A 13,626-nucleotide genomic window follows, 5' to 3' on the forward strand; every position below is an offset into this window, starting at 1 on the left:
ATATGCGCCTGGTCTGCTTTATTGGTATACTGATCCTGCTGCACCTGCAGGGGCATTCGCAGCAGGACAAACAAACGGATACCTTGTTCAAAAATGATCCATTGATCAAGGTAAGAAAAGCGGAATTGTTAAACAATGTGGATGTCATCTTTAATGTGCAGGCCGGACTGAACAATAATTTCAGGAATGGCGAATATGTGAACAGCCAGTTTGCCATCAATCAGTTCAGGTTTGAAATAAAAGGCAAAGTATATAAAGATAAAATCTTCTTCCGCTTCCGCGATCGCTATACGCGAGACCCAGAGGTGCAATCGGTGGACAATGTCAGCCGGTCAACGGACCTGGCCTTCATAGGATACAATATTTCCCAAAAAACAAGTGTGACGATCGGGAAGATGACGGCAAACTGGGGTGGATTTGAATTCGATATGAACCCCATCGATATATACCAATACAACGATATCATCAACAACTCAGACAATTTTTTAACGGGTGTCCAGTTTTCCTGGACGCCGTCCACTAAAAATGCCTATACCGCCCAGGTGCTCAATTCAAGGACCAAAACTTATAGAGAGATATATGGTTTCGTACCGGGGGTAACAGAAGCGAAGTTCCCGGCAGCCTATATCGGAAACTGGTCCGGCAATTTTGCAGACGGCAGGTTTAAAACGATTTACAGCTTTAGTATTTTCCAGGAAGCAACAGAGAACGGAAAGCCTGTCAACATGTATTATACCGCCCTGGGAAATCAGCTGACGATCAGTAAATGGAGGTTCCAGTACGATTTCAAATGGAGCGCCCAGGACCTGGACCGCACCGGCATCATCAGCGACCTGGTAAAGGACAGCCTTTTTAGTTACGCTGCGAAAAATGTCGGGTACTTTGAACATTGGCTCAGGGTTACCTATTTGCTCCGGCCCCAACTGAAACTGTCCATCATCGGCATGGTGAGTACCGGCTATTGGTATGATATTCCCGATCCTTCCGTGACCTCCTCTAAATTGCGCACTTCCTGGGGTGTTATCCCAACAGTTGAATATTATCCGATAAAAAATTTCAACCTTAAATTTTACGCCACCTATGTGGGGCAGTACATCAAGTTTACCGACTATGCGAAAACCGCCCTCGGCCAGGTAAATTACAATACCAGCCGGGTGATGCTCGGCATCACTTCACCCCTGACGGTGTTGTAAAAATCGGCCAACTGTTTACCTTTTCGCGGTAGCCTTCTCTGCCGGTTTTACCGTCACAGTCACTTTGCTGATCCCTCCGGTAAAAGCATTGTCCAGCACTTTATAGTCTTCTGTTACAGGCGTGGCGTCATCGTTGCCCACATCTGCCGTTTCATCACCGGAGAAAATGATCGCCTGTGTTTTATCGATCCGGCCGGTTGCTACTTGTTTGTCATTGATGAAGATAGTGACTGTGCCGCCTTTTCCAATACCGCCACCATCGTAAGCAAACTCCATGCGAATGGTGCTTTTGCCACTGGGTGCTGCCTCTTTTGAAACTACAGTATATCGTTCCTTACCCAGCCAGTTGTAATGGAAGACGGGTTTACCGCCTTTCATATACAGGCTCCATCCCCCGAAGCGACCGCCCTGGCAGATGATCACGCCATTGGAGGGTTTTGACTGATCGATATCTGCGCTAACACTGAAGGAAACATTCTTTACATTGATGAACGCATTCTCCATCATGCCGGGCATATGATTGTAAACCGTGAGACTGGTACGCCCGCCCATCAGGTCCGGACGGCCTGCAATGGCAGCATTCAGTTTTTCAAGTGTCCGGTCATCCAGCGGCAACACGTGGAATTTTTCAGCTTCTTTAAGGAACAGATCCTGCAGTTCTTTCAGCTTGGCCGGGTTCTGCGCTGACAGATCCGTGGATTCGCTGAAATCCTCATTGACGTTATATAGTTCCCATTGGTCATTTTGAAGGGTTGACCGGGCTTGATGCGCCCAGGGTTCCTTATGAATCGCAGCAGCTACCCAGCCATCATGGTAGAGGGCACGTGACCCGGTAATCTCAAAATACTGCGTCATGTGCCGCTCCGGGGCTGCGGCATTGTCAAAACTGTAAAGGATACTGGTACCCTCTATCGGCCGCTGTGTAATGCCATTCACTTCCTTGGGTTCCGGCAGGCCGCAGGCTTCCAGGATGGTGGGAGCGACGTCAATCACATGGGAAAACTGGCTGCGCTTTTCTCCTTTTGCCCTGATGCCTTTTGGCCAACGGACAATCATGCCGTTGCGGGTGCCGCCAAAGTTCGCGGCTATCTCTTTGGTCCACGCAAAAGGACAATCAGCAGCTACTGCCCAGAAGGCAGAGTAGTGGGGATAGGTAAGCGGTCCGCCCTGCTTTTCAAGGTCCTTGTTGTATTCCTCAAAGGTTGTCGGCGAGCCATTCAGGTAGGCCAGTTCACTTCCCCCTGAGACGCCCCCTTCAGGACTACCACCATTGTCGCCCAGGATGTAAAAGACCAGCGTGTTATCCAGTTGACCCAGGCTGTCTATGGCATCAAGCACCCTGCCGATATGATAGTCGGCATATTCAGCAAAGCCTGCATAAATTTCCATTTGCCTGGCCAGCGCTTTTCTTTCCGATGCTGAATATTGGTTCCAGTCCTTCATGTCTTTGGGCTTGGGCGCCAGCTTAGTATTTTGCGGCACAATTCCCAGTTTTTTCTGACGCTCCAGGGTCTGTTCGCGGAGTTTATCCCAGCCCTCATCAAATTTCCCCTTGTACTTGTCGATCCATTCTTTGGGAACATGGTGCGGGGTGTGGGTGGCACCAGGGGCAAAGTAGGTAAAGAAAGGCTTATCGGGGGTTAGTGATTTTTGCGCTCTTATCCAGTTGATGGCCTGGTCTGCCAGGTCGGGCATGAGATTGTAGGCAGGATCTTTTGGCGTTTCAATTCTTGTTTCCCCTTCAAATAATCCAGGGTACCATTGGTTTGTTTCTGCGCCCAGGAAGCCGTAGAATTTTTCAAAGCCTGAGCGTGTCGGCCATCGGTCATAGGGACCGGAAACACTGATCTCCCAGGCAGGCGTTTCGTGCGATTTGCCGAACCATGCGGTGTTAAACCCGTTCAGTCTCAACATTTCAGCAAGGGGTGCTATGTCCTGCGGACGCATTCCGGTTGATCCCGGAAATGCCGTAGCAGCTTCAGTGATGTTGCCCATGTTACAGGAATGGTGGTTGCGGCCGGTCAGTAAGGCAATACGGGTGGGGGAACACAGGGCAGTAGTATGAAAGCGGGTATAGGTCAAACCATCCTTTGCCAGTCTTTCTGAGTTGGGCATGGAAACAGGACCACCCATGGCACTCGGGATGCCAAAGCCCATATCGTCAACCAGGATGATCAGCACGTTCGGTGCGCTTTTCGGTGCTTTAACTTCAAAGCGGACGGGGGGCTTTGCGTTCCGGGCATCAAGTTCTGTAAAAACCTGGCGGGCTGGTTCCTTTACCGGCAGAATGGTCCTGTCAGATTCCCCGGCAACTTTGTCGGCTCCGGTAGTAGTAGCGGTTTCCTGTTGGGAAGGCTGTTTGCATGCGGCAAACAGGACAATAGGTAAAAGAAAAGCGATGGCGTAGTTGGGTATTGCTCTCATAAAAAGATATTAAAGCACTTGATTTCGCAGTAACTGATACTTTATGCTCATAGACATTTCTGTCGGGGTATTTTCGCCAAAAAAGCCCCGGAACCTCAAAAAAATGGAAAGGCATAATCAATCAACCCGATCAGCAGAGATTTATACCTGGTGGCATTAGGAGTGCCAATAGTATTTTATTCCAGTATAAAACTTATGGGTGCATATGCACTGATCGCACAACTGAATTTCTCATTGATAATCTTCACTGAACTACCGCTTACTTCACCACGAAGGTTTACCGGTGTGGCTTTGCTAAACTGCTGACCGGGAAGGGTGATGGCGATCTTTCCTGAAACACCCGCCTGCTCCCAAAGCCTTAATAGGGTACCTTCATTTCCATCCGGATCTTCACCATAGGCAGTAACCAGGATTCCTTTCCGTGAAAGGGAAATGCCGCTATTGGTTGCCGGAAGTTTTCCGGGGGCACCATCCGCCACACCAGTTAATAAAGGAAGACGGGTTTCCCATCCATATTGAACCAGGTTCAAAACAGTTGATGCCTGTTGCGGAACCTGCCACAGCCGCACCTTCTCGCTCCAGGAACCACCCTGCCATAACGCGAAGTTGGTATTCCACATATTGTTGTACAGGTTCACAAATACCGCCGGTGTAGTGGGCACATAACTGGTATCGAAATGCCATAAGCCGGGTTTGCCAAGACTTACCAGGGGCGCATCCGGCGAACACAATGCCATGCCTGGCTGACCTGCCTGCGTTACCGCTACGCCCGTATTCACCGCCATCAAATACCGGTTCGTTCCATTGATAATGTCTTTGGCGGGAGTCACCGGTCCGCCCAGGCGACTCACGGTAAACAATGGTTGTGCTGCTTTAAACGGAAAGCACAACCATCCGCCTTCCGGCTGTTTATCGGGTGTTTTCCTGTCTACCGTCCACTCCACATCAATATAGGGTGCATAACGGGGAAAGGTAAATACCAGCGTATAGCCTTTTGCAAAGCCTTCAGCAGATACCGCTGTCAGCGTAGCAATATCGGCCACGGCAGTATGTGCTACCCGGATCTTCCAGGCACTGGGAGTAAACGCTCGATAAGGGACTTTCGTGGCAGGTGGCATACCGGGTTTTCCCAGGTCATTTAGTCCCCAGCCATCTTTAATGCGACTGTAAACGTTAAACCACTGGTCCACTTCATTGGCACTGAAACGCTCGTGCAGGAACTGTCCCAATGCATATTTAGCCGATTGATCAACAAGTTCACGACCCGTTGATTTTTCTTTCAGGGAAGCAATGCCGCCCCGGGTCAGGTCAAGTCTCACGTTGAAATATGGGGTACTGAAAACCGGTTGTTCATCACTGCTGCCGGTGCCCAGCGCCAATTCTTCAAAGGAGAAAGTACTGTAGCCCGAAGGCGCTACGTCCTTCACATAAAAGAACTTTCCTTTTTCCCAGGGATTTTCAATCATTCCGGATCGTTTCCAGGGCAGGGGATTGTACACGACCACGCGCTTCCCGTCTTTGTTGACGGAAGCAGCCAGCAGGTTAAGATCGGTTTCCAAAGGGTGTTTAACATTATCGCGGGTGTTCCGGATATACTGGCGTTTGTCCTCATAGGAACGCAGCCATTTTCGTTTACTGCCGGTAGATGGATGCTGCGCATCACTGTTTGTCAGTGCCGCATAGTTGCCGTTTTCAGGAAGCGGTTCGGCTTCTGCTTCAGCCATCCATTTTATCCAGTCATCGCCATAGCTATACCGGGGACCGTATTCGGCATTCATGCCCCAGGTATGTTCGGCGTACAACAAGCTCTGCTCGTAGGCTTTAGCCAGCAAGGGTGCAACGGACGCCACCGGTGCTCCCCAGGCGCTCATCTGGGTATTCAGTTGGTCCAATGCTGATTCCAGCGGACGGATCTGTCTCGCCAGTTTGGTTTCCTGCGGATTGCTTTGCAGTCCGTGGATCCAGGTGTCCGGGCAATCGCCCTTGATAACGGGCAGATCAGGCCGCTCAGCGAGGACGGCTTTGGCAAAGTCATCCAGTGTTCCGAAATGGACCCTGACTCCCGGCAATTCTTTTGCAGCGTAAGCCAGCAGCTGGTCGATTTCCTGGGCAGTGGGAGGGCCGTGGTTGTCGCCCGTCATCTGCATGGCCAGGTAGTTTTTACAGGGCCATCCGGGGGTTGGCTTGATCTCAGAACCGTATAACGCGGTGTAATTGCACAAAACCCTTGAACCATCGGGACCTTCCCACCAGAAGAGTTCCGGAACCCTGGGGTATTGGCTGGCGGGGTTACAACCTAGCTGCAGAAACTTAATCCCTGCATGTTGCAGCAGTGTGGGCAGGAACCAGGAGTGGCTGGGCACATCGGTCATTTTCGCACTGATGGGCAAGGGCAATCCGTACTTCCTGGCAATGGAAGAAGAGAAACCCAGTCCGCGAACGAGGTCCTCGTAATCCAGTGATTCCGTATGCGTGGTAAAGGGGAGTGCATGCACTACCAGGGTGCCGTTCCGGATCGCCTTTTCAATCCTGGCCTTGCGTTCCGGCGTTTGCAGGGGTCCCAGGATCTGGGCTTCCAATGGCCAGCCAGAGACGGTCCAGGCAAATCGTTTTTCTTTGGGAGCGTTTTCGTTGCTTTCAATGACCCGCAGGGCATTGTCCATCATTTCCTCCCGGTAACGTTTAAATACATTTTCGGGCAGATCCGTAAAGCCCAGGTCAAAATGTGTTTTAAACACCACCCAGATATCGGTAACCTGCGCGGTCAAACAGGATGCAATGCAAATTCCTACCAGGACCAGGAACCAGACCTTCCTTTTCACCATATGACTAATTAATCGTTGAAAATTGTCCGTATCGAATTTAACCGAAATCCGGGTTGCCCATTCACTGGTTAACCTATCCGTTAAAAATGAGTCAGACAAGCATAAGATTAAGGATATATCGGTATCGGCAGGATTGTCAGGAAGTTTACATTAGCTGTTTACAATCGTATAGATTTCTGAAACGCTGTCTGGTGGCTCATTTCATTCAATGTTATGAATTCCTCGTTTTCAGAAAAGTAGCACCCTCCTTCGCTAAAGCTTCGGAGGGCAAAGCCCTTCATCGCTAAAGCTTCTACCTCCGCTAGCGCTACGGCAGACAAAGTCGGAGGGCAAAGCCCTCCTTCGGTTACAAGGGGCAAGGCAATGATGTGTCCTACCAGGGAATCTCTCCTGTCTCCGGGTTATTTTCCTCACTGAAATATTTCCCGGTGGGGCCGTCATTGCCGATCAGGGCATATTTCACGATCCGCTTTCCGGCATCTTCCACCGTTCCGGGGCCACGATGCCCATTGAAATCTGTTTTGGTATAGCCCGGGCAAACAGCATTTACTTTGAAATTGGTATGCTTCAATTCATAAGCCAAAACAACCGTATACATATTCAACGCTGATTTCGAAGAGAGATATACGGCGCCTTTGTAGTCGTAATATTTATAGTTGGGGTCGCTGTGCAGGGTAATGGAACCCTGGCTTGAACTTACATTTACAATACGGGGTGCTGACGACTGCTGCAATAAATCAATAAAAGCCTGTGTGGTTCTGACCACGCCATAGACATTGATGTCATAAGCTGCCTTAAACTGGTCAATCGTTGCCAGCAATGCCGATTGCGGGTAACCGCCAAAAACACCTGCATTGTTAATGAGGATGTCAAGCGCTTTTGTTTTCTCGCCAATTTCTTTACGGGCCTTAGCTATCGATTCATCGTCTGTAACATCCAGCTGAATGGCTTCTACTTGATGTAGTCCTTCTATTTTCAACTGATCAACGGCGGCAATGCCGTTTTGTAAATTTCGGGTGCCGAGATAAACATATATTCCTGCCTGGGCAAGTTGCCGGGCAACTTCAAAACCAATACTCTTGTTGGCACCTGTTACTAACGCTGTCTTCATTACTTTGAATTAATGAAGTAAAAGTAGCAGGCTGAAAAACAGGGGAGATGGACGATTCATCCTACTTGCCGGACAAATCCTGCCCGGGTAAAAAATCACTGGCACTTTTGCCGGTGCTCTTTTTAAACAGCCTTGAAAAGTAATCCGGGTCATTAAAGCCCAGTTCAAAGGCTAATTCTTTGATGGAAAGATTGGAATAACGGAGTTTTCGCTGCGCTTCTGCCATCAGGCGATTAATCAGGAAATCCTTTGGTGAGGTTCCTGAATATTCTTTTACGATGCGGTATAAGCTGTTGGTAGATAAGGCTAATTTTTCTGCAATGGCAGGGATGGAGGGTTGTTCTGTCAGGTGCGTTTCCACCACCAGTTTGAACTCAATAAATTTCGATAGATTGGCGTTTAAGCTATTGCCCGTTTCCCTGTTTTTGAAATAAGCGCTGTTCAGTTCAGACAGCAAAGTGTTCAGGTAAGCCAATATTATTTCAGTATCGGTCTCAACTTTGTCCAGGTACAGCAGCTGGTTGAGTATTCCAAACACCTTAGTGATTCTCTCTTTTGCGGCTGGCTCAGGTGCCATGGTTTGTCCGTATAATGGGTTGGCTAAAAAGGGAAATTGTTGTGGCAATAGTGCCAGGATATTTTCATCAAACAGCAGCTTGAAATATTTAAGATCTCTTGATTTGGCAGGGGGAATAAAAAACTGATTGGGCATGGCAAAAAGCAAATGCCCGTCTGTAAGTGTAAAGTCCTGTTCGTCTATATTATAAGTTATTGAACCGCTTTCGATCAATACAATAAAATAGGAAGATAATTTGCGCGGCTCCAGTAGTTTTTTCTGAAGTTCAGCAGAAAGATAGGGATTGGCGTCGGAGCGGATTTTAATTCCCAGCGCATCATATGGCAAGCCATCATATTTTTCTTTTTGCTCCTGCATTGTATAAATATACGCAGCTTTGCAGCAACCATGGTCACTGTTCAGACATATATACCAGCCAGCTTATCGCCAATAGTGAAATCATTCTGGTGTGTGCGGGTATCGGGTTTGCCCGATCCCGTTTATTCCGAAAACATTTTGCCCGATGGCCACCATGAAATCATTTTCCACCTGTCCGCCAACAATGCCAAAAGGGGAGACAACGAGTCTGGCTGGGTCAATGAGCCAGTTTCATTTTTCGCCGGACAAACACTTACCCGGTATGCCCTCGAACTGCAAAACGATGCCGTCTTATACGGCATAAGGTTCTACCCGCATACCCTGAATCTTTTGTTTGGCTTCCCGGCCGATCTCATCACGAACACCATACTGCCGCTGCAGGACATTGCCCCCGCACGGGGATTGGCAGATTGTATCTCGGAAAACCAGGAAGAAACTTTCCGAAACCTTGAAACCGCCTTGCTGAAGCTTTGTAAAGGGGTAGATTTTTCCTCCCATAAGTCTCAATACATCCGTTATTCGGTAGGTGAGATCTTACGCCATAATGGAAAAGTGAAGATCGACCGTTTGGTAAAGGCAGCCGGGTTATCTCAAAAGCATTTCGACACCGTCTTCAATCAGTCAGTTGGCATTAATCCCAAGGCATTCAGCAATATTATTCAGCTCAATTATTTTGTCCGGTACAGGAATCAGCATCCCGGCAAGTCACTGACGGAATGTTGTTACGAAGCAGAATTCTTTGACCAGTCACACCTGGTGAAATTATTCCGGCGCGTGGCAGGTCAATCGCCTAAGGAATATTTCAGGGAAGACAATCCCATCAGTAATTGCTTTTCAGAACTGTAGGAGTTCATTTTTTTACAATTTTTTCGTTACGGGCCTGCCTAGCTTTACCGAAAATCATTCATGAGATTCATCGTTTTCCTGCTGCTGCTCATTTCCGGCAATACACTCGCCCAGGGGAATGTGGCGCATTTTTCCTACTGGAAACCCAAACCGGCACAAGCATCGCATTTTGAGTCAGGCTACAAAAAGCACCTGCAATGGCACAGGGATCACCACGACAAATGGAGCTGGTATGGCTGGTACATCATCTCCGGAACCCGGGACGATGTTTTTGTAGATGCGACGTTCAACCATTCCTGGAGCGACTTTGATCATCCGGTGTCACCTGCCGAAGACGGCGCCGACAATACCCTTAATACCTACCCCTATGCAGACTTTATGGGTGGCTATAAGCTCGTCAACCTCCCTGCCCTCAGTTTTGCCGACAGCACCGGCCTGCGGTCAAAATTTCTTCGGATGATCAACCTAACGGTGCACGACATAGTCGATGGAAAAAAAGTAGTGGAGCAGCTAAAGTCCCGCTGCCAGTCCGCCGGGATAAAAACCTTTCTGACCTTCAAAATGGTGGACGGCGGCAACCTGAGCCAGCTGCTGCTGTTCATAGGGTTCAACAGTTTCGGTGAGGCCGGCCGGCTGGAAAACCTGCAGGACGATCTTTCGGCCATACAGCATGCGTTGCAGCTCAACGTCATCACCTCCATCACCGCCGAGACATTGGCCTTCCGGGCCGATATGAGTTTACTGCAAAAGCAGTAGTTGGAAGAAACGCAAATGAGTAATAGTCATCATGACAGTAGTTGAAGATTATATCAACACAAAAATTATACGTAATTCCGTTTGGATTATTTAATGGCAGATCATTAGATTTGGATGATGATGCTTGCTGATATTCTGAACAGTCTGTACCTGTTCTCCGACAAGGTTATGTTCCTGAATCCGCCTGCCAGGGAACACGCTATAAACTTCTTCCAGGAGAAATACTCCTTGCAGTTGCCTGACGAGTATGTTGAATTTATCAAATATCATAATGGATTTGCCCTGATGGGCGACAGCTTGTATGGGGTAGGGCAGGAGCATGGTCAAAAGTCAATGGACCGGCTTTACCATGTCCAACACCAGGAAGTCCTGAACCCCATGTTCCCGAACCTGGTGCCATTTTCACCCGACGGCTACGGTAACCATTACTGTTTTGACCTAAACACCCTGGAGGACGGAAGCTGCAAAATAGTGTTCTGGCAACATGATGTTGACTACACTCACGAAGCCCCCGAAGTCACCAACGATTCATTTTACAGCTGGATCCAGGAAGTGATCATCGACTGGACATTTGAAAACTACGGCTTCGATGGTCGCAAGAGGGGATAGCACACAAAATGGGATTTTTACCAGGCACCGGAGACTACTATCGGAGCCTGATAATATCAAATACTGACTGGCTTTTCTCCAAAAGTATTTTTGAGGAATTCAAAAGTTACCTGTTGAGGGGTAATAGACCTCTTGTTTCACCGTGCCTCCAGAACACGGTCCCGCGCTAAAAAGCAAGCCCCCACCACACCGGCATTTTCATTTAACTGGGAAAGCTTGATCTGCGTGTCTGTATTGACCAGGTTCAAGGAATACTTGTTGATGGCACTTTTTATGGGTAACAGGATGTACTCCGATGTTTCTGCCAGTGCCCCTCCCAAAACGATCAGCTCCGGGTTATAGAGATTAATGAGGGTGGCGATCCCTTTGCCGAGTTTTTCCCCTATTTCTGCGATCAGGTCAATTGCCAATACATCATCATCTTTCACCGCCTGGATGATGTGCGACAGCTTGATATCCTCAGGCGCCATGTCTTTCGTGATAATGCTGGCATAGCCACTTTTAATTTTTTCGCGGAACAAATGCGTTAAAGCTCTTCCGGAAGCTTCGGTTTCCAGGCAACCCTTCTTGCCACACTGGCAAATGATTTCATTGTCAAAAAAGGGTATATGACCAAACTCCCCGGCAAACCCTGATTTGCCATAATAAAGCTGCCCGTTAATAATGATCCCCATCCCGATCCCATAATCAAGATTGAGAAACAACACATTCTTCTCATTTTTCGCCGCGCCGGCAATGTATTCTCCATACGCCATTGCCCGGGAGTCATTTTCAATAAATGTCTTGATGCCGGTGGCTTGTTCCAGGTAAACACTTAACGGATCCTCATTAAAATGGAAAAAACTATAGCTGTACCCGGTAGTGGAGTTGATCCGCCCCGACAGGTTTAGTCCCATCGCCACAATCTTATCGCCCGGGATCGCACTGTTGGCAATAAAAGTCTTGATAATGTTGCACAATTCGTCCAGCGAATGCCTCTCATTCGTCAGGGTATAAGGGATATGCTTGGAAGTTGAAGCCAGGTTTTTGCACAGGTCTATCAGTCCGATATTAATATGGGAGTGTTTGATATCTACCCCCAGGAAAAAGCCGGAATCTGCTACAAGGCCATAGACACTTGGCTTACGCCCGCTCGCCACGGTCGATTTTCCATAATCGCTAACGATGCTGTCAGCAATCAGCTCGTTTACCAACGCCGTTATTTTAGGAACACTGATCACCAGTTTCTTGCTCAGATCCGGAATCGTCACATTCCCGGAAAGGGACAGAATGCTGATGATTTCCTTCTTTATGGAGTTGTTTTTCAACGCAATACCCGGCTTGCTTTCGCTTTCCAGATCATCCCAGAATATCATAAATACCAAAATTGAATCCGTCAAATTAAAACCATTTTGGAATAGTATGCAAGATTAAAGCAGATAAATAATATTTAAGGACGGTCAAATACCTATAAATAATATTAAATGGAGATTAATTAATAAAATATTTTAGTAAAAGGCTGTTAATATGAGAATTTGTTATTTAATTTGGTGGATAAGCCTGTTTGCTCATATAATTAATTAAGATCACCGGTTGGTTGGAGGTCTTTTTAATCCTGCGAGCAGAAACAAACCAGCAGCAATGAGCCTGAACACTGACAAAACCCAAACCCTGCACCCCCTTTTCTGGATCTCCAGTACCTGGTTCGCAATGGGCCTGCCGTTTGTGGCTTTGTCAGGTGCCAGCGCCATCATGTACAAGAATATGGGCGTCTCAGATGCTTCCATAGCCTTCTGGACCTCCCTGGTCATGCTGCCCTGGTCACTAAAACCCCTGTGGGGACCCTTCCTGGAACTGTACAAAACGAAAAAGTTCTTCGTTTATATCACCCAGGTACTGACAGGCGTATTGTTTGGCCTGGTCGGCCTGTCGCTTCAGCTCGATCAGTTCTTCAGTATTTCGATCGCCTTACTGACCGTCATAGCAATCAGCGGGGCAACCCATGATACCGCCGCAGACGGGGTATACCTGAATGAACTCGATGCCACGCAACAGGCAAAATATGTCGGCTGGCAAGGCGCATTTTATAATATCGCCAAAGTGTTTTCAGGCGGGGTCCTGGTATACCTGGCCGGTAAACTGGAGCAGCGAACCGGGATAAAAACTGCCTGGATGCTGGTGATGTTCGCTTATGGCATCATCATGCTGGGAATAGGCCTGTACACCATACGCGTATTGCCTTCAAACGAAGCAAAGAAGAAATCTACTTCATTGAAAGAAGGAATGGCAACACTGAAAGATGTCATCATTACCTTCTTCCAAAAGAAAAATATTGCTTACAGCATCCTGTTCATTGTTTTTTACCGCTTTGCAGAAGGGCAGGCAATTAAAATAACGCCCCTGTTTTTTAAAGCGGACAGGCAGGCAGGCGGATTAGGACTGACCACGGCTGAAATCGGCCTGCTCTATGGTACCATCGGCGCCATCGCCTTTGTGCTGGGATCTATTGTAGCCGGGCACTTTGTTGCCAAAAAAGGACTCGACAGGAAAAGGCTCTGGATCCTATGCGCCTTTTTCAATGTTCCTTTCGTCGCCTACGCCCTGCTGGCCATTTACCAACCGCAAAGCCTCCCGGTGATTGCCGGCTCCGTCGCCATCGAATATTTCGGTTACGGCTTTGGCTTTATCGGGATTATTCTTTTCATCATGCAGAATATCGCACCCGGTAAGTATAAAATGGCACACTATGCTTTTGCCAGCGGTATCGTAAACCTTGGGTTTGTGATCCCATCTATGATCAGCGGACTTCTCAGTGACTACCTCGGATATAAAACCTTTTTCATCTGGGTGCTGGTGGCTACCATCCCTGCTTTTATCGTGGTGTGGCTCGTACCGCTCGCTACAGCCAGGGAATAACTGGCAGCAAACCATTTTGATCTTTTCATTCAA

General features: G+C 48.1%; 10 protein-coding genes. 5 read left to right on the forward strand and 5 right to left on the reverse strand.

Annotated elements, in window-relative coordinates; translation table 11 throughout:
- Positions 1 to 2 precede the first annotated feature (2 nt).
- On the forward strand, positions 3 to 1,193 hold the full coding sequence (locus FPE01S_RS15805) for a porin (RefSeq protein WP_046370037.1): 1,191 nt from the start codon (positions 3 to 5) through the stop codon (positions 1,191 to 1,193).
- A 15-nt stretch (positions 1,194 to 1,208) separates the two neighbouring features.
- On the opposite strand, the gene FPE01S_RS15810 is transcribed toward FPE01S_RS15805, so the two are convergent.
- The 4 genes from FPE01S_RS15810 to FPE01S_RS15825 form a co-directional block, all read right to left on the reverse strand.
- On the reverse strand, positions 1,209 to 3,617 hold the full coding sequence (locus FPE01S_RS15810) for an arylsulfatase (protein WP_046370038.1): 2,409 nt from the start codon (positions 3,615 to 3,617) through the stop codon (positions 1,209 to 1,211).
- A gap of 176 nt (positions 3,618 to 3,793) precedes the next feature.
- A complete protein-coding gene (locus FPE01S_RS15815; RefSeq protein ID WP_046370039.1) occupies positions 3,794 to 6,442 on the reverse strand; it encodes a glycoside hydrolase family 38 N-terminal domain-containing protein in 2,649 nt (882 codons plus the stop codon).
- A gap of 373 nt (positions 6,443 to 6,815) precedes the next feature.
- Positions 6,816 to 7,553, reverse strand: a complete 738-nt coding sequence (locus tag FPE01S_RS15820; RefSeq protein WP_046370040.1) for an SDR family oxidoreductase — start codon at positions 7,551 to 7,553, stop codon at positions 6,816 to 6,818.
- A 61-nt stretch (positions 7,554 to 7,614) separates the two neighbouring features.
- Entirely contained in the window at positions 7,615 to 8,487 is an 873-nt protein-coding gene (locus FPE01S_RS15825) for an AraC family transcriptional regulator (protein ID WP_046370041.1), read from the reverse strand.
- Between the two features lie 30 nt (positions 8,488 to 8,517).
- Here FPE01S_RS15825 and FPE01S_RS15830 point away from each other — a divergent pair, with 30 nt between their 5' ends.
- The 3 genes from FPE01S_RS15830 to FPE01S_RS15840 all read left to right on the forward strand — a co-directional run bounded on the left by FPE01S_RS15830 (position 8,518) and on the right by FPE01S_RS15840 (position 10,698).
- Positions 8,518 to 9,333: an AraC family transcriptional regulator gene (locus FPE01S_RS15830; protein ID WP_083990296.1), complete on the forward strand. Its 816-nt coding sequence runs from the start codon at positions 8,518 to 8,520 to the stop codon at positions 9,331 to 9,333.
- 60 nt (positions 9,334 to 9,393) lie between these two features.
- Positions 9,394 to 10,089, forward strand: a complete 696-nt coding sequence (locus tag FPE01S_RS15835; RefSeq protein ID WP_046370043.1) for a hypothetical protein — start codon at positions 9,394 to 9,396, stop codon at positions 10,087 to 10,089.
- Between the two features lie 114 nt (positions 10,090 to 10,203).
- Entirely contained in the window at positions 10,204 to 10,698 is a 495-nt protein-coding gene (locus FPE01S_RS15840; protein WP_046370044.1) for an SMI1/KNR4 family protein, read from the forward strand.
- A 137-nt stretch (positions 10,699 to 10,835) separates the two neighbouring features.
- On the opposite strand, the gene FPE01S_RS15845 is transcribed toward FPE01S_RS15840, so the two are convergent.
- Complete coding sequence (locus tag FPE01S_RS15845; RefSeq protein WP_046370045.1) at positions 10,836 to 12,053, reverse strand: ROK family protein; 1,218 nt, start codon at positions 12,051 to 12,053, stop codon at positions 10,836 to 10,838.
- Positions 12,054 to 12,318: 265 nt separating this feature from the next.
- Between FPE01S_RS15845 and FPE01S_RS15850 the strand changes: the two genes are divergently transcribed.
- Entirely contained in the window at positions 12,319 to 13,593 is a 1,275-nt protein-coding gene (locus tag FPE01S_RS15850; protein WP_046370046.1) for an MFS transporter, read from the forward strand.
- The last annotated feature ends 33 nt before the right edge of the window (positions 13,594 to 13,626 follow it).

Source organism: Flavihumibacter petaseus NBRC 106054 (genome assembly GCF_000974785.1).
GTDB lineage: Bacteria > Bacteroidota > Bacteroidia > Chitinophagales > Chitinophagaceae > Flavihumibacter > Flavihumibacter petaseus.